Source organism: Bartonella schoenbuchensis R1 (assembly GCF_002022685.1).
Lineage (GTDB): Bacteria > Pseudomonadota > Alphaproteobacteria > Rhizobiales > Rhizobiaceae > Bartonella > Bartonella schoenbuchensis.
In genome coordinates, this window is sequence record NZ_CP019789.1 from 788085 (window position 1) to 812999 (window position 24915).

The following is a 24915-nucleotide window of genomic DNA, read 5'->3' on the forward strand; positions in this document are numbered from 1 at the left end:
ATCACAAGCTTACATTTTTTATGAAGAAATAAAAATACTCTCTCCTTAAGAGACAGGGAAAGATCTTTGGGAGTGGACTGTAGTTTCGTATTATAATTTTTTAGCCGCCAAGATATGCTTCTTTTACTCGTGGATCAGAAAGCATAGCTTGGCTTTTACCATGAAATGAAATTTTACCCGCTTCTAAAATATAAGCATAATCGGCAACAGAAAGAGCTGCAAATGCGTTTTGTTCAATAAGAAGAACAGTTTTTCCCATTTCATTAATTTTGCGGATGATCGAAAAAATTTCTTGTACAAGAAGTGGTGCTAAACCAAGAGACGGTTCATCCAATATCACCATGTCAGGATTGCTTATAAGTGCACGTCCTACAGCCAGCATTTGTTGTTCACCGCCTGACATCGTACCACCCAATTGTTTGGATCTTTCACGTAACCGTGGAAATAAGTCAAATATCCATTCAATATCATGAGCAATACCGACTTTGTCATTACGAATATAAGCGCCTAGCTGGAGATTTTCTAAAACAGTCAAATGAGGCATAATACGCCGCCCTTCAGGACTTAATGCAATGCCCAATTGTAAAATTTCTTCGGGCTGCTTTTCTGTAATAGATTCACCTTTATATATAATATCTCCGTAAATAGGCCGGTTAAGTCCTGCAATAGAACGTACAGTACTGCTTTTTCCTGCTCCATTGGCACCAATTAAAGTTACTATATTCCCTTTTTTTATGAACATAGAAATATCTTGAACAGCTTTAATAGCGCCGTAATGAACGTGAAGATTTTTTATTTCAAGAATGTTCATACATATCTCCCCCAAGATAAGCTTTAATAACTTTAGGATTATGGCGAATTTCATCTGGTGTGCCATTGGCGATGCAACGGCCATATTCTAACACCCAAATGTCTTGGCAAAGCCCCATGACAACTTTCATATCATGTTCAATGAGTAGAATTGTAAGATCAAATTCTGTTCTTACTTTTTCTATGAATTTTCTAAGTTCTTCGCTTTCTTGAGGATTCATTCCAGCAGCAGGTTCATCAAGAAGAAGTAATTTAGGTTTTGTCGCTAAAGCTCGAGCTATTTCTAAACGCCGTTGTGCACCATAAGCCAAGGTAGTTGCTGGCTGGTTGGCGAGATAAGCAAGCTGAAGTCGTTCAAGAATCTCCATCGATTCTTTATAAAGTTTGTTTTTTTCTTTAATTGCACTTGGTAATAAAAGAGCGGAAGCAAACCATGGGTATTTTTGCCGAACGTGGGCACCAACCATGACATTTTGCAATACTGTTAATCCTGAAAAAAGGCGAATATTTTGAAATGTTCGTGCAATATGGCGTTTACAAATAATATGAGGTGAAAGACCACAAATATTTTCTCCATCTAGAAGAATTTTTCCATTTGTAGGTGTATAAAAACCAGAAATTATATTAAAAACAGTAGTTTTTCCAGCACCATTGGGACCAATTAATCCAGTAATTGTTCCCCGTTTAATAGCCATATTGATATTGTTAACAGCGATTAATCCGCCAAAACGCATTATAACATCATTAAGTGAAAGAATAATGTCATTCATGACTTTTCCTCACTACTAGAGAGTGTCCTCCTTGTTAAAAGGGAATAAATCCAATTCCATGAAAATTCACGTTGACCTAATAATCCTTTTCTCCAGAATAAGATAATTATCAGCAATAGAAGTGAAAAAACAACCATACGTAGTCCTGGTATTCCTGGAATATATATAAAACTTAAATTTAATGGAGATTCAATAATACGAAGTGATTCAAGCATCACTGTAATAATAATGCTGCCTACAATACTTCCTGTAATAGAACCAAGACCACCGGCAACAACAATCATCAAAATATTAAAGGTTAGAAGGAAGTTGAACATTTTAGGATCGATGGTTGAAATAAGAGCAGCTGTTAATGCACCTCCAATACCTGCAAAAAATGCACCAACAGTGAAAGAAAGGCTACGATAGAAGAAAGTGTTGACGCCCATTGTTTTTGAGGCGATTTCATCATCACGAATAGCGCGCAATACATTACCAATATTACTTTGTAATAGAAGAGTTATAAAAATAATTGTAAATGCTAACCAACCATAATTCCACCACAATGTAGCATTTTGGGGTATTCCTTTAATTCCCAATGAACCGTTTGTTAAAGATGTAGCATTGGTAATAATGACGCGAATAATTTCTGCAAAACCTAATGTTGCAATTCCAAGATAGTCACCACCAAGGCGTAATATAGGCAAAGCGACCAATAAGCCTATAGCTGCAGCACATAAACCACTTATAATGACAGCAATAAAAAAAGGTAATTGCAAATTTTGCAATGGTTCAGCTATCGGTTCTAGAATCCACATCATTTCTTTTTGTTCAGGAGAGAGAAGTAAAATTGCACATATATAAGCACCAATAGCCATAAAACCAGCATGTCCAAGAGAGAACATACCTGTAAATCCGTAAATCAAATTAAGAGAGATTGCCAATATGGCGTTTATAGCAATAAGATTGATAATACGCAGTGTATAGTTATTAAAATGAGTATCGGCATAAAATAAAAAACCGATGAGAGCCACAATACTGATAAATGATAGAAAAAGCGTAGTTGATTTTGCCATTAGATTTTCTCTTGACTTTTTTTGCCCATTAAACCAGTTGGCATTACCAGCAGGATAACAATTAATAAAATAAAAGCGAAAGCATCTCGATATCCAGATAAAGCTGGGAAAAAGGCGATAATCATAATTTCAAGAAAACCTAATAATAATCCTCCGAGCATTGCTCCTAGAATTGATCCAATACCTCCAATAACAGTAGCGATAAATGCTTTTAGTCCAGGAAGTATACCCATATAAGGCTGGATTTGAGGATAACGTAAAGCCCACATGATTCCTGCTATGGCACCTAATGCCGAACCTATAGCAAATGTGAATGCGATAATCTTGTTAACAGAAACACCCATTAAACGAGCAGTTTCAATATCATGCGAAATTGCACGCATAGCAAGACCAGGTTTTGTTCTATGAATAATCCATAACAAGAGAACAACAAGAATAAAGGAAACAACAGGAACAATAAAGGACATAGGGCTAATTCGAATAATTGCATCTGATCCTTGTCCGAAATGCCATTGGATTGGTGTGACAAGAAAATCTGGCTGTTTCACACCCTTGGGAACACCACTAAAAAGTACAGTTGCAAGATTTTCAATGAAAAAGGAAATACCAATTGCACTGATGAGCACCGAAATTCGTGGAGCATTACGCAAAGGCTTATAGGCACATTGATCAACAGCAATACCTAGTGCACTTGTGATAAAAATTGAGAAACAAATGGCCAAAATCCAAATCGGTGTGAAATTTTGTGGAGCAATTTTTGAATAATAAATAAGCCCTAAAATAAGGATAAAAAGAATTGCAATCCAATAAATTTCAGGGCGTTTTTTAAACCCTATAAACACTGAATAATAAATGAGGAGAGCTAACAATATAAGCAGGACAGCAACCCACGCAGGCATAAAGCTAATTGTAGAAAAGAAAACGAAATATGCCCCTAACATAAAGATATCGCCGTGAGCAAAATTAATTAATCTTAAAATACCATAAACCATGGTATAACCAATCGCGATAAGCCCATAAAGCGATCCCAATGCTAGCGCGTTAAAAAAATGCTGAATGAACATTTCAGTATTCATCTTTTGTCCTTCTGCATTTGTTAGTTCATATAGGGTAGAATATAAGATTTTTGAATAATTTAATTGAAAGAATAATTTTCAATCAGATCTTATATTTTTGATTTAATGATCAATGTTCTAAAATTAAATGGCAGGCTTGATTTCATTTAAATAGATACGTTTGCCACCTTTTATTTCAATAACACCGATAGGGATTTGAGGATTGTGATTTTCATCCATAGACATACTACCAAAAGGTGTTTGTACATCTTTCAATTTACTCAATTCTATAGTGATTGCTTCACGATCAGCACTTGCAGCATTTTCAATAGCTTTCATAAACATTATGTAAGCTGTGTACCCTAAAACTGAATTGATATTTGGCTCTTTATGAGGGTAAGCTGTCTTCCATTCGTTTGTAAATTCTTGTGCAGCTCTTGACATATTTGGCATATTTTTATCGTAGGGGAGTGTTGTATGTAAAAAGTTTTCTGCAGCTTGTCCTGCAATTGCAATAGTTTCTGGGTTGTCCATAGCATCACCCCCCATGATGCGGAATTGTGCACCTAATTCACGTGCTTGTTTCATGATAATGGAACCTTCAGAAAAATAAGATGGGATAAATAAAACATCAGGTTTTTGTGCTATAATTTGTGTGAGAGCAGCTGAAAAATCTTGATCTCCAGAATTATAGTTTAAATTTAAGATAACTTCACCACCTAATTTTTTGAATGAACGATTAAAATAATTTGCAAGTCCAATTGCGTAATCGCTTGATATATCTTTTAATATAGCTGCTTTTTTTGCATGTAAATTTTGAATTGCGTAAGTTGCAGCACCTGCACCTTGATAAGGATCAATGAAGCATGTGCGAAAAGAGTATTTTTTGCCATGCGTAATAAGCGGATTTGTTGCTGAAGTCACGATAACAGGAGTTTTTGCTTTTTCAGATACTTCTCCACCAGCTAATGCTAATGAAGAACCATAAGTTCCAATAATACCGTTAACATTGTCATTTGCAGTTAAACGCATGACAGCATTAGCTGCTTCTACCTTATCGGATTTATTGTCAATAATAATAAGCTCGACTTTACGTCCTAGTATCTCGGGTATTTTTTTATGTGCCAACTGTATACCTTCCAGTTCAAGTTGGCCTCCAAATGCATTTTGGCCTGTTAATGGAAGGTAAACACCAATTTTAATAGGAGCATTAGCATAAGCATTTGCTATAAGCATCACCATTGTAGCGATTATAGTGAGGAATTTCTTCAATTGCATTGTATACTCCCCTTATTTATAATTGTAATTTTACACTTTATATTGAACTCTATTATCATGCAAGTTACACAATTAATAAAAATTAATCATTGTGTATGAAGGTTCTTTATTAACTGTGTGAAGTATACGATTAAGCGTTTCAGAGAAGTATTTATATTGTGGATTAATTTGCCAAATTTTAGGTGTTACTACAATGTAGGGGAAATCTTATCTTGGGGCTTGCTTGTTGATACAATAGCAATGTTTACTGAACGTGATAAGAATCAATTTGTAGAATTTAACCCTACAGGAATCATGTTTGATTATGACGAGTAAGGATACCTTAAAAAATTATTCCCTGTCTGAAGATAATTTCGATATTTGTGGTGAAATTACTGAAATTAGTGGTGTTATTAAATGGTTTGATGGCAGTAAGGGGTATGGGTTTATAGTACCTGATTTATGTGGTCTTCCTGATATATTATTACATGTTACTGTAATGCGACGAGATGGATTTCAAACAGCTTTGGAAGGCGCTAAAATTATTTGCGTTGTAAAGAAAACTGAACGGGGATTAAAATGTGTCCAGGTCAAGTCTGTTGATTTATCATCTGCTGTTCATCCATCAGAAATTCCGGTACGTACACATATTATAGTTACTCCTGAAAGTGGTTTAGAGCGTGCAATTGTTAAATGGTTTGATCGTGATAAAGGCTTTGGTTTTCTTAGCCGAGGGCAGGGAACAGAAGATATCTTTATTCACATGGAAACATTGCGTCGTTTTGGTTTAGCAGAGCTCCGTTCTGGTCAAGTTGTTATTGTGCGTTTTGGTAAAGGAGAAAAAGGCCTGATGACAGCAGAAATTTACCCTGATATAGCACTTCCATTTGCTACGCATTAAATTTCAATATTATAATTTATTTTATTTCTTTTGTTTTAAATTTTAATGTTTTTTATCTTCTGATAAAGATGAAATTAATCATTAAAAAGGAGTAAGATATTTGAAGTTTTCTAAAAGAAAACAAATCATTCAATTGATCTTTTTTTGTATAGGGGTATTTTTTTGTGTAGGTATAAAGGTGACTATGGCAAAAAAGCCTATACAAATTCCAGTTGATTCAACCCCTTTAATAATTCATACAAAACAAGGTGTACTTTCTTACAATGTTGAAATTGCTTTTTCACAAGCTCAGTCAAGTGCTGGCTTGATGTACCGCACTAATTTTCCTCAAAATCATGCAATGTTATTTAAAAATTCAGTAAATAATACATCTGAGAATACACAGGAAATGTTTATGTGGATGGCAAATACTCCTTTACCCTTGGATATGATTTTTTTAAACTCTGAGGGAATTATTGTTTCAATTGTTGAAAATACCCGTATATTTTCGGAAGATATTATTTCATCAATAGTGCCGGCAGCTTTCGCTATTGAACTCAATGCTGGTGAAGTTGCTGATAAAAACATACAAAAAGGGCAGCGTGTTATTCATCCTGCTATTTGTGGGAAATGTAAAGGTAATAGAGAATGACAGCAAAAGATGTTTATTTTTTTGAACACGATGGTTTACGATTTGCTTATCGCGAAGAAGGTCAAGGTATTCCTATTTTGTTGATTCATGGCTTTGGATCTTCTGCACGGATTAATTGGTATGCAACAGGGTGGTTTCGTAGCCTTGTTGAAGCAGGTTATCGAGTTATAGCTCTCGATAATCGTGGCCATGGTGATTCAGTTAAAAGTTATGATCCTTTATTTTACACTCCTCAAGCTATGGCTGGCGATGCGGTTAAATTGCTTCAACACCTAGGATTATCTAAAGTTCATGTTATGGGATATTCCATGGGTGCTCGGATCAGTGCATTTATGGCGCTTTTGTATCCAACATATGTGCATAGTGTTATTTTTGGAGGTTTAGGGATTGGTATGGTAACAGGGGGAGGTGACTGGAAACCCGTTTCAGAAGCTCTTTTAGCAGAGGATGTTTCAACTATTACTAATGCACGTGGTCTAATGTTCCGTAAGTTTGTAGATCAAACTAAAAGTGACAGACGCGCTCTTGCTACTTGTATCATGACATCAGCACAAAAATTAACAGAGTCTGATGTTCATAAAATCAAGCAACCTGCACTTGTTGCTGTTGGTTCGTTGGATGATATCAGTGGTGAGGCAGAACCATTAGTAGCTTTGTTGCCACATGGTGAAGTGTTAGAAATTCCTGGAAGAGATCATATGCTTGCTGTGGGAGATCAGGTCTATAAAAAAGGTGTTATCGACTTTCTTTCTCGTTATCCGATTGCATGAAATTCATTTATATTTATAGAAAGCTAAAATAAAATTTAACATTTTGTTGTTTTGAAAATATAAACAGCTTATTCGGAATTTCTGTTTTATTGTACAGCTTATGTTTAAAAACAGAAAGATATTGGTAAAAGCTTACATTAAGCGATTATATTATAATTTAATTTTTATATATAAAAATATTGAAATAAATAATATAATTCAATTAAATATTTCAGTTTTTTAATTTGCAAAATAAATGGAATAATTTTTATATCATAGATTTTTATAGACAAATCGTAACTTCTATAAATTTAATACAACTTATGCTAGAATAAAAATCTTCTTCACGATAAATTAATTGAACTTATTTTCTTTTTAGTTCAAAGTTATTGTTTATAGAAATAAAAACAAAAGAGTAAATTTATTTTTCAAAAATATTTTCTGTTGGTATTTATTTACTTAGTAAATAATTATTGGAAAAAGATTACTGTAGATTATGCAAAAAGTTTCATGGTAAGTAAAACATTGTTTGTAGGAAATAATGTTTTTATTTATAATGACTTTACTTGAAATAAAATAACTAAGCATTGTGGCGATTGATATTTAAGGTATGTTTCGAATATCTTTATAGAAGAGGGGGCTAAATAAAAAAATAAAACGAAGATTGTTGTTTATTTTTTTATTTTAGAATTTAATAATAATTATAGGCTTTTTATTGAAAGTTATTCAATAAAGTTTGTAAAAATGATCTTGTTTTAAACATAAATAACAGGATTAAAGATTGGGAATAAAAAATTTTTACCATCTTTGCAGAATCATAGAAGTATTTTATCTGCAAAAAAGGAATTAATTGATAATCTTAAAATGTAGGAGAGTGCAGTGAATGCTGATGAAATAAGAAAACTTGATAGTTATTTTAAAAAGACGTTCCAAAATTCAGCATTGCAAGTAAAAGCACGGCCGAAAAAAGATGATTCTTGTGAAGTTTATATCGGGGATGAATTTTTGGGTATTATTTACCGGGATGAGGATGAAGATGAATTATCCTATAACTTTTCAATGGCTATATTAGATATTGATCTAGGAAAGTGACGCAATTAATTGTAATTGGAACACGATTTTCTTCTGCATTCAATTGGTTTTATATAAGTTTTAGTGCTTTAAAGCTTGTGTAATCGTTACGCGCGATAATAAGGTGGTCGTGAAGAATAATTCCGAGTGCATTGGCAATGTCTTTTAATCTGTACGTCATTGATATATCTGCATCAGAAGGTGTAGCATCGCCGGAAGGGTGGTTGTGAACTAAGATAAGCCCTGATGCAGATAATTCTAAAGCTCGAGAGACAACTTCACGAGGGTAGACAGGAGTATGGTCGATAGTGCCAGTTTGTTGCACCTCATCAGAAAGTAGGCCGTTTTTCTTATCAAGAAATAGAACACGAAATTGTTCCCGTGTTTCATGTGCCATAACAGCTTTGCAATAAGCTAATACTTTATCCCACGTAGAAAAAATATCACGTTTAGACAGTTGTGCGCGAGCAAGGCGTCCTGCGACACCTGAAATAATTTTTAAGTCTATTGCAGTAGCTGGGCCACATCCAGGAACTTCTTGAAGAAGGTTAATATCAGCGTTTAACACATCAGTTAATGAGCCAAAACGTTCTATTAAATTTTTGGCTATTATTTTTGTGTTTACTCGAGGAAGAGTACGGAAAAGCAATAGCTCAAGATATTCATAATCCTCAATTGCATTGCCCTTCGTTTTTAAGTAGCGTTTACGCAGACGTTCACGATGTCCTTCATAATGTTTAGTTATTTTTGAATTTGTTTTAAGCTTTTCATTTTTTGTTTGTGCTGTCGGATTAAGCGAAGCACTTGATGTTAGCTCAAAGGAATTGCTTTGCATGACTCCATTTTTATTTGATTTTTTAGCCATAATATTACTACATTTATTTAAGCATATGAATTTGGAACATAAAAAATATCTTTAGGAGATTCAGTAAATATTTCGCATCCTTGATTTGTTACGCCAATTGTATGTTCATACTGTGCAGTAAGTGAACGATCACGTGTCACAGCGGTCCAGCCATCAGATAAAATCTTAACTTGTGGCTTGCCAAGGTTAATCATGGGTTCAATTGTGAATATCATACCTTGTTTTAATTCTTCACCTTCCCCTGAATTTCCGTAATGTAAAATATTTGGTGCATCATGAAAAAGTTGACCAATTCCATGGCCACAAAAATCTCTCACAATTGAACACCGTTCAGATTCCGCATAACGCTGAATGGCTGCACCAATATCACCTGTAGTTGCACCAGGTTTAACTGCTGCAATTCCCCTCATAAGGCTTTCATGGGTTATTTTTAGCAAGCGTTCTGCAGCACGCTTGATTTTTCCAACAGGATACATACGACTTGAATCTCCATGCCAACCATTGAGAATGAATGTTACATCAATATTAACAATATCACCTTCTTGCAAAGGCCTTTTATTGGGTATGCCATGGCAAACAACGTGATTGATAGATGTGCAGCATGAGTGGCTGTATCCATGATAATTTAAGTCAGCAGGTAAAGCACCGCGTTCAGCTCCATAAATAAAGACAAAATCATCAATTTCTTGTGTAGTGATACCAGGTTTAATGATATCTGTGAGTGCATCAAGGCATTCTGCTGCAATGCGACCAACTTTACGCATTTCAGAAAAAGCATAGTCGTCAAAGATACGAATTTGTCCATTAAATTTTAAGGGTACTTTATTATATTCAATATAACTGGTCATTTTTCTTGCTATTTTCTATTTTTACTTGGTGAATCGGAAAAATACCTTTTATACTTACGTGACATTTTATAGCATAAAATTCTACCCCTGATTTTAAAGCTAAATCAAATTTACATCCATAAGTGGGATCAAGATCACGGCAAACTGTAAAAGCTGAGCAATCTTCTCGTTGAATGATATAAAGCATAGCTGCTCGCTTTCCTTGTTGCACAATTTTTATGAGCTCATCAAGATGGCGTGCACCACGTTTTGTTACGGTATCGGGAAATTCTGCTAATCCCTTTTGACGTATGAAATGAACGTTTTTTACTTCCAGATAACATTCTGGAAGGGTGTCATCTTGTAGAAGAAAATCAATACGTGAGTGTGTACCATAACGTTGTTCACTTAAAATGGTTTTATATCCGCTTAATTCGGGCAATAAGCCATTTTGAATTGCTTCTAATGCAAGTTTGTTAGGCAAAGTTGTATTAATGCCAACCAAAATATTATCTGCTTCGACAATTTCTAATCGATATGGATATTTTCGCTTAGGATCATTACTGTATGAAAGCCAAACATTAGAGTCGGGAGTTGTTAACCCAAGCATCGAGCCTGTGTTGGGAACTGAAACGGTAAAGATATGCTGATCATTCTTTCTAACATCAGCAAGAAAGCGTTTATAACGGCGGACAAGCTTTGCAGGATAGAGTTCAGGAACAAAGAACATATTCCCTTATTAAAGGGCATAATCTTATAATTCAACTCAAGAATTATATTTAGATGAGTTGAAGCACATCAGATATAGTTACATTGGCATAAAAAATAATAGTTGTAACAATCAATAACATTGTTATGAGTGCGAGAGTCATTTTTCTTTCGGAATTCATACTTAATCCTTTTTTAGATAAATCAATGAATTTCTATTGAGAAGATAAAATTGACTACAATTTGTCACTAAAAAGGTTATTTCATGGAGTATTGATTTGAGAGGTTGAGTTGCAGAAAAAAATAGCTATAGAGATATGATTTATGAAGATCGGTGAGATGAAATGGCTGGGACAAATAGGAGTCGTCAAAATATAATGAATGGTCCAATTATTGTCTTAGTTGAGCCGCAATTGCCAGAAAATATTGGTATGGTGGCAAGAGCGATGGCAAATTTTGGACTATCTAATCTTCGGCTGGTTAAACCACGGGAAGTATTTCCAAATGAAAAAGCTAGAGCTGCAGCCAGTAAAGCTGATCATATAATTGATAATGCGTTAGTTTTTAATACATTATATGACGCAATCGCAGATTTAAATTATGTTTTGGGCACAACAGCACGTAAAAGATGTGGTTTTAAGACGGTTAGAAGTGCTGTAGAAGCAGCAGGTATTTTACGTTATCATGAAGGTATTGGGCATAAAATAGGTATTTTATTTGGTAGAGAAAGGTGGGGGCTTAAAAATGACGAAATTAGCTTTGCTGATGAAATTGTTACTTTTCCGGTTAATCCTGCTTTTGCTTCATTGAATATTGCCCAAGCAGTTTTGTTGATGTCTTATGAGTGGATGAAATCTGGTTTAGATGATTTAAACGATACGGCTTTTCGTGTAGCAGAAATGAAATCAGCGGATAAAGCCACGCTGCACGGTTTTTTATCGCAATTAGAAAATGCTTTGGATTCTCGTGGATATTTTAGACCGCAAGAACGCAAAGAAGTGATGGTCCTCAATATACGCTCTGTTTTTACACGTGCTAAATTGAGTGAATCTGAAATTCGACTGCTACGGGGAGTTATATCTTCACTAGATCATTTTTCACCTGAATTTCCACGGGGTAGCGGTGCACCTGTGGGGCGTAATCGCAAAAAGAAAATCACAACAGGTGTAAACATTAATGAGTGAGCGACCACTTCTTTTTTTTGATAGCGGTATTGGTGGGTTAACAGTGGTGGAGGAAGTACGCGCTCTTATTTCTGAATTCCAATTTATTTATGTTGCTGATGATGCAGGATTTCCCTATGGTATTTGGAGTGAAGATGCTTTGAAACAACGCATTTTAAAGATTTTTACAAATCTATTAAAACTTTATAATCCTATTTTATGTGTTATTGCCTGCAATACGGCTTCTACATTGGTGATAACAGATTTACGACGAAAATTTCCTAATATTCTTTTTGTTGGAACTGTACCTGCAATTAAATTAGCAGCTAAAAAGACAAAGTCAGGTCTTATTTCAGTGTTAGCAACTCCTGGGACGATTCAACGTGCATATACACATAAATTAATAGATTCTTTTGCCAATCAGTGCCATGTTCAGCTTGTAGGGAGTACAAAACTTGCAGGATTTGCTGAAAATTATTTACGTGGGAATCCTATCGATGACAAAGAATTGCGTCATGAAATCTTACCGTGCTTTGTTGAGAAAAATGGCAAATATACAGATGTTATTGTCTTGGCTTGCACACACTATCCTTTTTTAATTAATTTATTTCACAAGCAGGCTTTATGGCCGGTAAGTTGGATTGATCCAGCAAAAGCTATAGCCAGGCGCACCAGATCGTTATTATTAGAGGAAATACAAAATAAAAACATAAAGAAACATGAAGACTGTGCTTTATTTACATCGCAAACTATAGGAGTTGCAACTGAGCATTTATTACAAAAGTTTGGTTTTAGTATAGTAAAGGGAGTTGACTTTAAAGTATAATTGAATAAAGTTATTTTAAATTTTTCTTTTAAGAAAATAATATTAATTGACGTGTCCCGTGGATAGCTTTCAAATTTGTGTGTGAGATATCCTGTCAGTCTTCACTTTAGAAGGCAGAGGAGGGTGCGTTTCCTTGAGGTCTATATTTTGACCTTGTTTTTTATGTAAAGGAAATGCGATGAGTAAGCGCGAATCAACAAAGTATAAAATTGACCGCCGTATGGGGGAAAATATCTGGGGGCGTCCCAAGTCTCCTGTAAATCGTCGTGAATATGGTCCTGGTCAACACGGACAGCGCCGTAAAGGTAAACTTTCTGATTATGGTATCCAGTTGCGTGCTAAGCAGAAATTAAAAGGATTTTACGGTGATATTTCAGAAAAGCAATTTCGTAAAATTTATGAAGAAGCTGTTCGTCGTCGCGGTGATACAAGTGAAAATCTTATCGGTCTTCTAGAGTCACGTTTAGATGCTATTGTTTATCGCGCAAAATTTGTACCTACTATTTTTGCTTCTCGTCAATTTATCAATCATGGTCACGTCAATGTAAATGGTCGACGTACCAACATTCAGTCATACCGTTGTAAGCCAGGTGATGTTATTGAAGTTCGTGAAAAATCAAAGCAGCTTGTTTTGGTCTTAGAATCTATACAGTTAGCTGAACGTGATGTACCTGAATATATTGAAGCAGACCATAGCAAAATGAAAGCGACTTTTACTCGTATTCCTGCTTTTTCAGATGTTCCTTATGCTGTTCACATGGAACCTAATTTAGTTGTTGAATTTTATTCACGCTAAATTTTTTAGTAGGTTTATCACTCTCTAATTTGATTATGTATTTTAAAAGAGCTACGTTGTTTCGCAATCGTTGGAACTGATAACATCATTAATTTGCTGAGGTTATCAGTTTTTTCTGCGATAGAGTACGTACGTTTTTATCTTTTTGATTATGGGTATCCAATTTACAGACAGGATTTAGCATAAATTTAAATCCTGTTATATTTGTTGCTGTTTGTATTATGATTGAAAGTGAGCCATTGTATTATTATACAGGGTATAGTATTATCAATTAAACTTTCTAAGTAATATCGAACAATAGAAAATGTAGGTATGGGTGGTCTTTTGGAGGAGAGTGTTGATGATTGCCATCCAATGTTTCGAGTTGCCCCTTCAACTGTAGAATTTAATAAATTACGTAAACGACTTTTACGTCATATACGGCAAGCGTTCGATGATTTCTCTATGTTATCTTCAGGGAAAAAATGGCTTGTTGCTTTATCCGGTGGGAAAGATTCTTATGGTTTACTGGCTCTTCTCTTAGATTTAAAATGGCGTGGTCTTTTACAAATTGAAATTTTAGCTTGTAATCTTGATCAAGGTCAACCAGGCTTTCCAAAGCATATTCTTCCTGATTATTTGAATAATTATCAAATTCCTTATCGCATTGAATATCAGGATACTTATTCAGTTGTTACAGATAAGCTGACACCAACGCAAACATATTGTTCGCTTTGTTCCAGGTTGCGGCGCGGGCATTTGTATCGTATCGCACGTGAGGAGGGGTGCTCTGCATTAGTACTGGGACATCATCGTGATGATGTTTTAGAAACGTTTTTTATGAATTTATTTCATGGTGGCCGCTTAGCAGCTATGCCTGGAAAGCTTATAAATGATGAGGGGGATCTTTTTGTTTTGCGCCCTCTTGTTTATGCAGCTGAAGAAGATATGAAAAAGTTTTCTCAAGCAATGCAATTTCCTATTATTCCTTGTAATCTTTGTGGTAGCCAAAGTGGTTTACAACGCAATGTAATAAAAGAAATGCTAAATGATATCGAAAAAAGAATGCCAGGGCGGAAAGATACTATGATTCGTGCTTTAACAAATGTACGCCCAAGTCATTTGCTTGATAAAAAACTTTTCGCTTTTAATGCTTTACTATAATTTAAACAGCAATACCATAAAGATCGTAGGCATCGGATTGTTCGATTTTAACAGTAACAAATTCACCGCTACGAAGTGGTCGCCGTGATGATATATGAACAACGCCATCTATTTCTGGAGCATCATACTTACTGCGGCCTTTAGCCACTTTACCTTGACTTTCATCAATAAGGATTTGAAGCCTTTGTCCAATCTTTTTCTTTAAAAGACGGGCAGAAATTTGTTGTTGTTTTGCCATAAAGCGATGCCAACGACTTTCTTTCACTTCTTCCGCGACGTTTCCTAATTCAAGATCGTTTGCAGCAGCACCTTTTACTGCCTCATATTTAAAGCAACCAGCACGCTCAATTTTTGTTTCTTCTAACCATTCAAGAAGCATCTCAAAATCTTCATTGGTTTCTCCTGGAAAACCAACAATGAATGTTGATCGCAAAGTGAGATCTGGACAAATTTTTCGCCACTCTTCAATTCTACGATTCGTTTTTTCCATATGAGCAGGGCGTTTCATATTGCGTAAAACAGTTGGTGATGCGTGCTGAAAAGGGATATCTAAATAAGGGAGGATTTTTCCTGCAGCCATCAGTTCAATAACTGCATCAACATGAGGGTAAGGATAAACATAGTGCATACGCACCCAAACACCCATATCTCCTAGTTCGCGACAAAGATCTAAAAATTTAGTTTTTATTGTGCGGTCTTTCCAAGAGCTTTCAGCATATTTAATATCAATACCATAAGCACTAGTGTCTTGTGAAATAATCAAGAGTTCTTTTACGCCTGCTTGTACAAGCTTTTCTGCTTCACGGAGAATATCGCCTATAGGGCGAGAGACCAAATTACCGCGCAGAGCAGGGATAATACAAAAACTACATCGATTAGAACATCCTTCAGAAATTTTTAAATAAGCATAATGGCGAGGTGTAAGGCGGATACCTTGCGGAGGAACTAAATCAACGAAGGGGTCATGGACTGGAGGAACGACTGTATGAACTGCTTGTATGACGTTTTCATATGCTTGTGGTCCAGTAATAGCTAATACACTAGGGTGTGCTTGACGGATAACCTCAGGTTCAGCACCAAGACATCCAGTTACAATAACTTTTCCGTTTTCTTTGATAGCTTTTTCAATATTAGCAAGTGATTCAGTTCGTGCAGAATCAAGAAAACCACAGGTATTAACAATAACGAGATCCGCTCCTTGGTGCTTATGTGAGATTTCGTAACCTTCAGAACGAAGACTTGTAATAATACGCTCAGAATCTACAAGTGCTTTTGGACAACCGAGAGAAACAAAACTAATGCGAGGTGCTGCCATAATTAATCCTTGTAATTCTTTAACGAAAATCTAACTGATTCATTATTCCTATTTTTTAGGAATAATGTCTGCATACTCTTTAACCTTTAGACGCATTTGATACATTTTGCTACAAAGTTATGTAAACTTATTTATAATCACGAGCACACAGAATACAAAAAACAAAAACGCTAATAAATAGCGTTATCTATAATCATCACGGTGACGACTTTGTATATAGACATTTCCAAAACGTACACAGCTGTTTATTTATATTTTCAACTATTTTGTCTTTTAATAATGACGAATAAGCCCAACGAGTCTGCCTTGTATATGAACACGTTCAGGCTTATATATGCGCGTTTCATAATGAGGATTTGCAGCTTCTAATGCAATCGAAGCCCCTTTACGTCGGTAACGTTTTAAAGTTGCTTCTTGTTTATCAATTAATGCAACAATAATTTCACCTTGTGTTGCTGTATTTTGACGTTTAACAATTATAGTATCTCTATCAATAATACCTGCCTCAACCATAGAATCACCTTTAACTTCCAGGGCATAATACTCACCTAAACCAATCATATCTGGTGGAAGAGAAAGTGTATTTGTTTGCTGCTGTATTGCCGAAATAGGTACGCCAGCAGCAATACGGCCCATAATAGGGATAGTAATATTTTGTTTGTTTTTCGTGTCAGAATGATCAAGATTATCAAGGTCTTGAAATGTTTTCTTTTTGTTTTTTTCTACCATACTTGGAAAAATTTTACGTGCAGAGGAAAGATCGAATGTTATTTTATCAGGAAGTCGGATAACTTCTACTGCACGAGCACGGTTTGGCAAACGACGTATAAAACCACGCTCTTCTAAAGCTGTAATAAGCCTATGAATGCTGGATTTTGAAGCAAGCTCTAATGCATTTCTCATCTCATCAAAGGAGGGGGGAACACCAGTTTCTTTCATATGATTGTGAATGAATAAAAGTAGCTCATATTGTTTACATGTCAGCATTCAACATTCCAATCAAAAAATCGAAAAAGAAAAAATAGAAGACAAAGCATAAGTATTTTATGATTATTCTACAATTTTTTTAAAATAACGCAAAACTCTTCATTTTATTTGCGTCTAGAAATTTAAGCCTAGAAATAAAGGATGTGGGGTCGTTTGTTTTTTATCTGTCAATATTCGTATATATCACCGGTCAAATTTTATATTTTTTAGTTATCAGCTATATGGAATATCATTTTTTAGGTAAGAATATAAATTGATTATTGATGGATAGAAAATTTCTTAAATTTTAATTTATATTAGGCTGTATTTTTAACAGACATAATTATAGTTTTTAGTGTGATTTTGTGGATATCAACTAAGACTTTTCTCAGGTTGAATAAATAATTGTCGTATGATTTTATGATCAGCTTTTGAAAAGCGTTATCTCTACCTTATAGAGATAGACTCAAATATTTTGCCTACTTTATTATTATAATAATAGATCAATTAAAGAACAACTTTTCAATTGAATGTAGCCAGTTACGAATTGCATAGCTAGAATCATTTTATCAAATGATTAATTCACAACAATGTTAGCTACTGTTTGAAAAATTAAGCCACACTAAAATTGTGTAAAAAAGAAGCAAAGAATTCTTCAAAATTTGAATCATTAATATTCTGTTTTCATTTGAATGATGTCGTTTGCATTTACTGAAAAGCATATCTTCTACCTATATTAATGGGTGTAAAGAGTACAATATGCTGTTGTGTATTATTTTGTATCCTAAAAGAGTGCATGAAATAATAAGAAGGTTGGGTGCAATAAACAGTATTTTGATAAACAAAGTAAAAAATAATATTTTTTCATAAAAGGTGTTGACCAAATGAAAAGTCGACCGTATGTTCCCATTCATTTTCCACAAGCAAAATAATTGTGTGGGAGCGCGTAGCTCAGTTGGTAGAGCAACTGACTTTTAATCAGTAGGTCCAGGGTTCGAATCCCTGCGCGCTCACCATAAATAATGTTTCCAAATTCCTTGTAAATTGATAAAAATTATTTATGCTATTTGTAAATTATACCTACCTTCTATTATTCATATAAAGTAAGCTCGGCTTAATTCACAGTTTATATTATGATGTTTTGTTTCTGATTTTATGCTTATAACTTATTTATTTTGTTTAATTTTTATCAACCTTAGGCACACATCACCTTTCATAAATTATAACAAATATTCTTTTATATTATGTTAATAGCTTGATGAAAGATTATTTTTTAGAATACCATAAATCTAACGAATATAGTCATTCATGGGTATAAAATTCTACCATACACAAAGAATGTAATTTTCATTACAATAAAAGCTGAAAAAGGGTAAGCGGGCTGATAAATGCTTTTAAATAGTAAAAGAAAGTTAACCTCCGTTGTTAAAATGATATTTCAATTTGTGCCTATGATTGCTGCTGTTGGTTTATTAACAGCTTGTGCAAACCAAACAACACAATTTGCAGGGAAAAGTTCCACCAATACAACACCTAAGGTAAAGGCTGGAAAGGCTGTTACTGTACCTGAAAAGGCTTTAAATACACAGCATAAATCAAAAAATAAAGGCAGTAGAGCTGTTGTTGGTAAACCTTATCAAATAAAAGGAAAATGGTATTATCCAGAAGATGATCCAACTTATAAACGTGTTGGTCAAGCATCATGGTATGGTTCAGATTTCCATGGGCGTTTAACTGCAAATGGTGAAATCTATGATATGAATCTCTTAACTGCTGCCCACCCTACGATGCCTTTGCCTAGTTATGCTCGCGTTACAAACCTAGAAAATGGCTCTTCTATTATTGTTAGGGTAAATGACCGTGGTCCTTTTATAAAAGATAGAATTATTGACTTATCCAAACAAGCTGCAACAATTCTTGGTTATGTCAATAAAGGGGTGACGAATATTAAAGTAGAGTATGTCAGCAAAGCGCCTGTAAATGATTATGATAGTGCTTATTTAATGGCCTCTTATACATCTAGAGATTATAATTCATCTATGATGCTAGCATTAGCAAATACTCTAGAAGACAAAGAAGATAATGTATTTTTTGCGTTTAATACAAGTCACCAAAAACAGCTGATGAAGGCTGCAGTAAATCCAAAACAATCAATTGGAACTTTTCCGATAAAATTACCAGATATTGGCCCTATTTTGATTAATAAACCTACATCACTTAATCAACTAGCTTTTGCTCATAAACTCAATAAAGAAAACTCAAGATAAGCCTATTGTAATTATCTTAAGAAAAAACGCAAAAAGTAGCAAATGATCCAAGGAAATATAAATATTTTCATTAAAAAACAAAGCTGAATTAAATATATTTACAGCAAGCCAATAACTGAATGAAATGTTATAAGCAAATCCTATATAACAAAAAATGTATAATTTATAAATATATTCTTTGTGAAGAATAAATAACCTCTTTTTTGTACAATCTGCTTTTTATATTGATTTTCTAAGCAAAGAGGAAACAACTGCATAATAGCAATAACATTAAAGTTTTTTTCTTATTTTGGAATTAATGTGGAATTAATGTTTAATAGATAAAAGCGCAAAATCTCTACACCATGATCGCTATTATTGATGGTGCATGATAATATTAAAAAACAGAATAATATTATCTTTTTCCTATTTTCATTAGCAAAATTAATGACAATTGAAGTAATATTTTATTTATTTTTAAAATGCGCTTTATAAAATAACAATTGGATGCTTAAAAAAATACTTATAATATAAGCCAAAGTAAGGAATTAAGGTTTATACGTGTCAGGTTATTTTATTACATTTGAAGGAGGGGAAGGAGCGGGTAAAACGACTCAAATTTCTTTGCTTGCGCAGTATCTTCGTAGCAAAAACTATGATGTTGTTATAACCCGAGAGCCTGGAGGAACAGCGGGTGCTGAAGCAATGCGCTATGTTTTATTATCAGGTAATACGGAACAATATGGTGCATTCATTGAAGCAGTCTTGTTTACAGCGGCACGTGTTGACCATGTTAGTGAAGTTATTTTACCTTCTTTGCAGGCAGGAAAAATTATTTTATGCGATCGTTTTATTGATTCTATGCGGGTTTATCAGGGGCTTAATAATAAGGTGAATTCTCACCTTCTTTCTGTTTTAGGACGTATCGGTCTGGGTACAGTTATGCCCAATTTGACATTTTTGTTAGATATACCAGCAACGTTTGGTATGGAGCGCACAGATTTACGAAGGAAAGAAATTGGAAAGATCGATTATTTCGAAAAAGATCAATTAAATATTCAAGAACAAAGACGACAAGCTTTTCTCCAATTGGCCAGAAATGAACCCTTTAGATTTCGTGTAATTGATGCAACCTGTGCAGTAGAAACGATAGCATCACAAATAAAAGATATCTGTCATCAGTTAATATTGGGTCATGTGCTATGAGTGATATCAATTTTTTGCGCCAATATGACGATATCGAAGGAGTTTTATCACCATCACAAAATAACATCATCATCGGTCATAAAGAAGTTCGTCACTTTTTGGCGCAAATACGTAAAGAAGGGCGTGTACATCATGCATTATTATTTGAAGGAGAGCGAGGGATTGGTAAAGCAACATTAGCATTTCACTTTGCTTGGAATATTTTAAGTAATCAAGAAAGTGATTTTTTGCAGCCAGAATATGATTCAGTTGTATGGCACCAGATAATGCAGGGTAGTCACCCTGGTCTTATACACGTTTCTCGCCATTTTGATTTAAAAACACAAAAGTTCAAAACAAGTATATCAATTGATGATATCCGTGATGTCACACATTTTTTGAACCAAACATCGCAAGATGGTGGATGGCGTATTATTATTATCGACTCTGCAGATGATATGAGTAGAAGTGCTGCTAATGCAATTCTCAAAATGCTTGAAGAGCCTCCAGTAAAGGCTTTATTTATTATTATTACACATTGTTCAGGAAAATTACTTCCGACAATTCGCTCACGTTGTCAACAAATCTCTTTGCGACCATTGTGTGATGATGAGATGAAACAAGTTATTTCACATATTCTTTCTGATCAGGGGGGAGCTGATAAAGAAACTATGGAAATGGTTATTCAAAAATCCCAAGGAAATCCTCGAAAAGCGCTCTTACTTACGTGTTATAGTGGGCTTGAAATTGTTCAAACTATTGATAGTTTTTTAGAACAATCAGTTTGTAATCTAGCTCTTGTCCACAATCTTGCTCAGACACTTTCGTCATCAGATTCGGATGTCAAATTTCAACAATTTTGTGATGAAATTCTTGATAAGATTCAAAAAAAAGCTATTGTTTTGGCTGAAAAGGGGATTCTTACTCTTTCAAAAAAATATGCACAAACATGGCAAGAGATTTATCAGGAAATAGCACAACTGCAATCATTTAATCTTGATAAAAAGCAATTTATTATCAATCTACTTTTTAAAGTTCATAAGATCATTCACGAATCTAAGCTTTTTCCGTGACAATGTAATTAATAGGCGTTATGTCATTGTATCCTTTTTTATGTTTCAACTGGGTATAACATGCGTGACACATATTATATAACAACTCCAATTTTTTATCCTAATGGTGCTCCGCATATTGGGCATGCTTATAATGCAATTGCGAGTGATTCTTTAGCCCGTTTTCAACGATTAGACGGTAAAGACGTATTTTTTCTATCTGGCACGGATGAGCATGGTCTCAAAATGCAACAGGCGGCAGAGGCATTGAACATAACACCTCAGCAACTTGCAGACCGTAACAGTGCTATCTTTCAAAAGATGCTTACAAAGTTAAACTGTTCTAACGATGATTTCATTCGCACAACAGAAGAAAGACATCACCGAACCTGTCAAGCGATTTGGAAAAAATGGAAGCTAATGGAGATATTTACCTTGATCGTTATGCCGGTTGGTATTCGGTTCGTCAAGAATCTTATTATGAAGAAAAGGATACCCAAATTGGGGAAGATGGAATCCGTCGTGAAAAAGAGCTAGGATCTCCAGTTGAGTGGAATGAAGAAGAAAGTTATTTTTTTAAGCTTTCTCGTTATGAAAAAGCTCTTCTTGAGCATTATGAAAAATATCCTGATTTCATTGCTCCCAATGAACGGCGTAATGAGATTATAAGTTTTATCAAATCAGGGTTGAAAGATATTTCCATTTCTCGGACGAATTTTAATTGGGGAGTTGGTGTCCCCAATAACTCAAAGCATGTAATGTACGTTTGGGTTGATGCACTTACAAATTATCTTACAGCAATTGATTTTTTTAATGAAATATCAAAAAAACGTCATTTTTGGTCTGCAAGTACTCATATTATTGGCAAGGATATTATTCGTTTCCACGCAATCTATTGGCCGGCGTTTTTAATGTCAGCTGGGATTGAATTGCCTAAACGTATTTTTGCGCACGGTTTTTTGTTAAATCGCGGTGCAAAAATGTCAAAATCCGTTGGAAATGTAGTTGATCCTTTTGAAATAATTGACCGTTATGGCCTTGATCAAGTCCGTTATTTTTTTCTTCGTGAAGTACCATTCGGGCAAGATGGTAGTTATAATCACGAAAGTTTTGTAAATCGTATTACTGCAGATCTTGTTAATGATCTTGGCAATTTAGCGCAACGCTCTTTATCCATGATACAAAAAAATTGTGACGCAAAAATTCCTGCACCAACTGATTTTTTAGCTCAGGATGAACAACTTTTAGAACAATCTCTTCAAGTAATTGAGGTTGCACGCCAAGCTATGTCACGCCAGGCACCACATTTAGCACTTTCAGCTATTTTTTCAGTTGTAGCAGATGCTAACCGCTATTTTGCCAGTGAAGAGCCTTGGAGTTTATGTAAAAGTAATCCAGAAAGATTTTTTACAGTTCTTTATGTAACTTTGGAAGTTTTACGACGGATAGGTATTATGCTCTTGCCTTTTATTCCTCAATCAGCTGCTAAACTTCTTGATAGTCTTGCAATTGCTAAAGAAGATCGCTTATTACATCATATAAGCGATTCAAAAATTAAAGAAGGTGAAAATCTTCCATTACCGGTGCCGATTTTTCCCCGTTATGTCTTTAAGAAAGCTGATGTGAATGATGTTGATTGATACGCACTGTCATCTTGATTTTGAAGATTTTGCTCAGGATTTAGATGGTGTTATTCAACGGGCTTTAGCTGTTGATGTTGGGCGCATGATAACAATTTCAACACATGTTCATAAGTTGGATAAACTTTTAGCAATCACAAAAGCTTATGAACAGGTTTTTTGTTCTGTTGGTACTCACCCCAATCATGTGTGTGAAGAACAAAATATTAAAGCTGAAAATCTTATTTGTTTATCAAAACATCCCAAAATTGTTGCATTTGGTGAGTCTGGGCTTGATTATTATTATAATTATAGTTCACCACAAGAACAAAAGAAGAGCTTTCGGGAACATATCATTGCTTCTCGGGAAACACAGCTGCCTCTTGTAATTCATTCACGTAATGCAGATGCTGATATGGAGCAGATATTACGTGAACAAATGAAAGAAGGGGAATTTCCATTTATTTTTCATTGTTATTCGTCTGGTATGCAACTTGCTCGTGCTGGCATTGAGCTTGGTGGCTATATATCTTTTTCAGGTATTCTCACTTTTAAAAATGCACTCGAAATTCGTGAAATAGCAAAAATTGTGCCTCATGAACGTTTGTTAATTGAAACAGATTCACCATTTTTAGCACCTGTTCCTTACCGTGGGCAAACAAATGAGCCGTCTTTTGTGCGTCATACAGCGATTATCTTGGCTGAAACTCTCGGCTTAAGTATTGAAGAAATCGCTCAGATAACAACACAAAATGCTTTTCGTTTATTTAGCAAAATGAAATAAAAGAATGTTTGATTGTTACCGATTTACGATATTGGGTTGTGGTTCATCTCCAGGTGTACCGCGTCCCAATGGTTATTGGGGAGCTTGTGATGCGAACAATCCGAAAAATAAACGTTATAGAACTTCTCTTTTAGTTGAACGAATTGATAAATCGGGAAAGAAAACAACAGTTGTTATTGATACAGGTCCAGATTTTCGATCACAAATGATAAAATCGCATGTTAATTATCTTGATGCTGCTGTCTATACACATCCTCATGCAGATCATGTTCATGGTATTGATGATTTACGTAGTTATGCGCTTGCCCAAAAATGTTTAATAGATATTTATGCAAATGCATTTACGTTAAAGTATCTTAATGAGTCTTTTGGTTATTGTTTTCAAACACCAAAGGGTTCCAATTATTCCCCCATTTTAAAGGCACATCTTATAAATGAAAACAGTAAATTTACAATTCAAGGGCAGGGCGGAGCAATTACTTTTAACACACATTTACAATTTCATGGTGCTATTAACTCTTTGGGTTTTCGTATTGGCAATGTTGCTTACTGTACAGATGTAAATCAATTTCCTGTAGAAGCATTACAAAACCTTATGGATTTAGATGTTTTAATTATTGACTCTCTTCAGTTTAAACCCCATCCAAGTCATTTTTCGGTTGATCAAGCATTGCATTGGATAAAGTATTTAAAGCCTAAACGAGCTATATTAACTCATATGGATAATTCGCTTGATTATAATGATGTTTTAAATTACGTCCCACCAAACGTTGAACCTGCTTATCAAGGTCTTACCTTTGAAACAAATGTACTCTAGAATATATAAAATTATTGAATTTGCGTACAATAAAGTCATGAAATAGAGAATAATTTGAGTTTTAATGTCAATTGAAAGAAAACTAAATTAAACAAAGTATATAGGCTTTATCTAACAATTACAGTGTATATTACATATTCTTTACAATAATTATTCTCTCTTTTTTGCAAAATTAAGTGTCAATATATTTCTTTTGAGAAGTGGATCCAATACAATTTTCTAGGTACTATAGCGCTACAAAAAAAGGTTTGTGTAGAAAAATTAGAAAAAGAAAATATGCATTTTTGTTTATATTTCCTATTTT

General features: G+C 34.5%; 23 protein-coding genes, 1 tRNA gene and 1 pseudogene. 15 read left to right on the forward strand and 10 right to left on the reverse strand.

Going from position 1 to position 24915, the window contains the following annotated elements; genetic code table 11:
- Positions 1 to 100: 100 nt before the first annotated feature.
- The 5 genes from BscR1v2_RS03355 to BscR1v2_RS03375 all read right to left on the reverse strand — a co-directional run bounded on the left by BscR1v2_RS03355 (position 101) and on the right by BscR1v2_RS03375 (position 4968).
- On the reverse strand, positions 101 to 811 hold the full coding sequence (locus tag BscR1v2_RS03355) for an ABC transporter ATP-binding protein (RefSeq protein WP_078689741.1): 711 nt from the start codon (positions 809 to 811) through the stop codon (positions 101 to 103).
- A complete protein-coding gene (locus BscR1v2_RS03360; protein WP_078689742.1) occupies positions 798 to 1580 on the reverse strand; it encodes an ABC transporter ATP-binding protein in 783 nt (260 codons plus the stop codon). The genes BscR1v2_RS03355 and BscR1v2_RS03360 overlap by 14 nt, the downstream gene beginning before the upstream one ends.
- Positions 1577 to 2635, reverse strand: coding sequence for a branched-chain amino acid ABC transporter permease (locus tag BscR1v2_RS03365; RefSeq protein WP_078689743.1), 1059 nt, complete (start codon positions 2633 to 2635; stop codon positions 1577 to 1579). The genes BscR1v2_RS03360 and BscR1v2_RS03365 overlap by 4 nt, the downstream gene beginning before the upstream one ends.
- The gene (locus tag BscR1v2_RS03370) at positions 2635 to 3711 is read right to left on the reverse strand and encodes a branched-chain amino acid ABC transporter permease (RefSeq protein ID WP_078689744.1); all 1077 of its coding nucleotides are present in this window, start codon (positions 3709 to 3711) and stop codon (positions 2635 to 2637) included. Before BscR1v2_RS03370 ends, BscR1v2_RS03365 begins: the two co-directional genes overlap by 1 nt.
- A 123-nt stretch (positions 3712 to 3834) precedes the next feature.
- Positions 3835 to 4968 carry an ABC transporter substrate-binding protein gene (locus tag BscR1v2_RS03375; RefSeq protein ID WP_078689745.1) on the reverse strand — a complete coding sequence of 378 codons (1134 nt, stop codon included), beginning with the start codon at positions 4966 to 4968 and terminating at the stop codon, positions 3835 to 3837.
- Between the two features lie 304 nt (positions 4969 to 5272).
- Between BscR1v2_RS03375 and BscR1v2_RS03385 the strand changes: the two genes are divergently transcribed.
- The 4 genes from BscR1v2_RS03385 to BscR1v2_RS03400 all read left to right on the forward strand — a co-directional run bounded on the left by BscR1v2_RS03385 (position 5273) and on the right by BscR1v2_RS03400 (position 8320).
- Positions 5273 to 5848 carry a cold-shock protein gene (locus BscR1v2_RS03385; protein ID WP_078689747.1) on the forward strand — a complete coding sequence of 192 codons (576 nt, stop codon included), beginning with the start codon at positions 5273 to 5275 and terminating at the stop codon, positions 5846 to 5848.
- 184 nt (positions 5849 to 6032) lie between these two features.
- Positions 6033 to 6479, forward strand: a complete 447-nt coding sequence (locus tag BscR1v2_RS03390) for a DUF192 domain-containing protein (RefSeq protein ID WP_236829018.1) — start codon at positions 6033 to 6035, stop codon at positions 6477 to 6479.
- Positions 6476 to 7249 carry an alpha/beta fold hydrolase gene (locus tag BscR1v2_RS03395; RefSeq protein ID WP_010703737.1) on the forward strand — a complete coding sequence of 258 codons (774 nt, stop codon included), beginning with the start codon at positions 6476 to 6478 and terminating at the stop codon, positions 7247 to 7249. Before BscR1v2_RS03390 ends, BscR1v2_RS03395 begins: the two co-directional genes overlap by 4 nt.
- Before the next feature lie 858 nt (positions 7250 to 8107).
- Positions 8108 to 8320, forward strand: a complete 213-nt coding sequence (locus BscR1v2_RS03400; protein ID WP_010701184.1) for a DUF3126 family protein — start codon at positions 8108 to 8110, stop codon at positions 8318 to 8320.
- Positions 8321 to 8369: 49 nt separating this feature from the next.
- On the opposite strand, the gene radC is transcribed toward BscR1v2_RS03400, so the two are convergent.
- Genes radC through sfsA form a run of 3 tightly spaced genes read right to left on the reverse strand, consistent with a single transcriptional unit; the run spans position 8370 to position 10721 of the window.
- Positions 8370 to 9164: a RadC family protein gene (gene radC / locus BscR1v2_RS03405; protein WP_078689749.1), complete on the reverse strand. Its 795-nt coding sequence runs from the start codon at positions 9162 to 9164 to the stop codon at positions 8370 to 8372.
- Between the two features lie 17 nt (positions 9165 to 9181).
- A complete protein-coding gene (gene map, locus BscR1v2_RS03410; protein WP_078689750.1) occupies positions 9182 to 10012 on the reverse strand; it encodes a type I methionyl aminopeptidase in 831 nt (276 codons plus the stop codon).
- Entirely contained in the window at positions 9996 to 10721 is a 726-nt protein-coding gene (gene sfsA / locus BscR1v2_RS03415) for a DNA/RNA nuclease SfsA (RefSeq protein ID WP_078689751.1), read from the reverse strand. Before sfsA ends, map begins: the two co-directional genes overlap by 17 nt.
- Positions 10722 to 11043: 322 nt before the next feature.
- Between sfsA and BscR1v2_RS03420 the strand changes: the two genes are divergently transcribed.
- The 4 genes from BscR1v2_RS03420 (at position 11044) to ttcA (ending at position 14627) form a co-directional block, all read left to right on the forward strand.
- Complete coding sequence (locus BscR1v2_RS03420) at positions 11044 to 11883, forward strand: RNA methyltransferase (protein WP_078689752.1); 840 nt, start codon at positions 11044 to 11046, stop codon at positions 11881 to 11883.
- Entirely contained in the window at positions 11876 to 12688 is an 813-nt protein-coding gene (gene murI / locus BscR1v2_RS03425; protein ID WP_078689753.1) for a glutamate racemase, read from the forward strand. The genes BscR1v2_RS03420 and murI overlap by 8 nt, the downstream gene beginning before the upstream one ends.
- 178 nt (positions 12689 to 12866) lie before the next feature.
- Positions 12867 to 13484: a 30S ribosomal protein S4 gene (gene rpsD, locus BscR1v2_RS03430; protein ID WP_010703743.1), complete on the forward strand. Its 618-nt coding sequence runs from the start codon at positions 12867 to 12869 to the stop codon at positions 13482 to 13484.
- A 312-nt stretch (positions 13485 to 13796) separates the two neighbouring features.
- Complete coding sequence (gene ttcA, locus BscR1v2_RS03435) at positions 13797 to 14627, forward strand: tRNA 2-thiocytidine(32) synthetase TtcA (RefSeq protein WP_034990074.1); 831 nt, start codon at positions 13797 to 13799, stop codon at positions 14625 to 14627.
- Position 14628: 1 nt separating this feature from the next.
- Here ttcA and rimO read toward each other — a convergent pair whose 3' ends face one another.
- Positions 14629 to 15942, reverse strand: coding sequence for a 30S ribosomal protein S12 methylthiotransferase RimO (rimO, locus tag BscR1v2_RS03440; RefSeq protein ID WP_078689754.1), 1314 nt, complete (start codon positions 15940 to 15942; stop codon positions 14629 to 14631).
- Between the two features lie 273 nt (positions 15943 to 16215).
- A complete protein-coding gene (gene lexA, locus BscR1v2_RS03445; RefSeq protein ID WP_078689755.1) occupies positions 16216 to 16929 on the reverse strand; it encodes a transcriptional repressor LexA in 714 nt (237 codons plus the stop codon).
- 919 nt (positions 16930 to 17848) lie between these two features.
- Here lexA and BscR1v2_RS03450 point away from each other — a divergent pair.
- The 7 genes and pseudogenes from BscR1v2_RS03450 to BscR1v2_RS03480 all read left to right on the forward strand — a co-directional run bounded on the left by BscR1v2_RS03450 (position 17849) and on the right by BscR1v2_RS03480 (position 24611).
- Positions 17849 to 17924 (forward strand) — tRNA-Lys (locus tag BscR1v2_RS03450).
- Between the two features lie 372 nt (positions 17925 to 18296).
- Complete coding sequence (locus BscR1v2_RS03455) at positions 18297 to 19175, forward strand: septal ring lytic transglycosylase RlpA family protein (RefSeq protein WP_078689756.1); 879 nt, start codon at positions 18297 to 18299, stop codon at positions 19173 to 19175.
- Positions 19176 to 19715: 540 nt separating this feature from the next.
- Positions 19716 to 20360, forward strand: a complete 645-nt coding sequence (gene tmk / locus BscR1v2_RS03460) for a dTMP kinase (protein WP_078689757.1) — start codon at positions 19716 to 19718, stop codon at positions 20358 to 20360.
- Positions 20357 to 21412, forward strand: a complete 1056-nt coding sequence (locus BscR1v2_RS03465) for a DNA polymerase III subunit delta' (protein WP_078689758.1) — start codon at positions 20357 to 20359, stop codon at positions 21410 to 21412. The genes tmk and BscR1v2_RS03465 overlap by 4 nt, the downstream gene beginning before the upstream one ends.
- 60 nt (positions 21413 to 21472) lie before the next feature.
- Positions 21473 to 23031, forward strand: a pseudogene (gene metG / locus BscR1v2_RS03470) (methionine--tRNA ligase).
- Positions 23021 to 23794, forward strand: coding sequence for a TatD family hydrolase (locus tag BscR1v2_RS03475; protein ID WP_078690310.1), 774 nt, complete (start codon positions 23021 to 23023; stop codon positions 23792 to 23794). Before metG ends, BscR1v2_RS03475 begins: the two are co-directional and overlap by 11 nt.
- A gap of 4 nt (positions 23795 to 23798) precedes the next feature.
- The gene (locus tag BscR1v2_RS03480) at positions 23799 to 24611 is read left to right on the forward strand and encodes an MBL fold metallo-hydrolase (RefSeq protein ID WP_078689759.1); all 813 of its coding nucleotides are present in this window, start codon (positions 23799 to 23801) and stop codon (positions 24609 to 24611) included.
- The last annotated feature ends 304 nt before the right edge of the window (positions 24612 to 24915 follow it).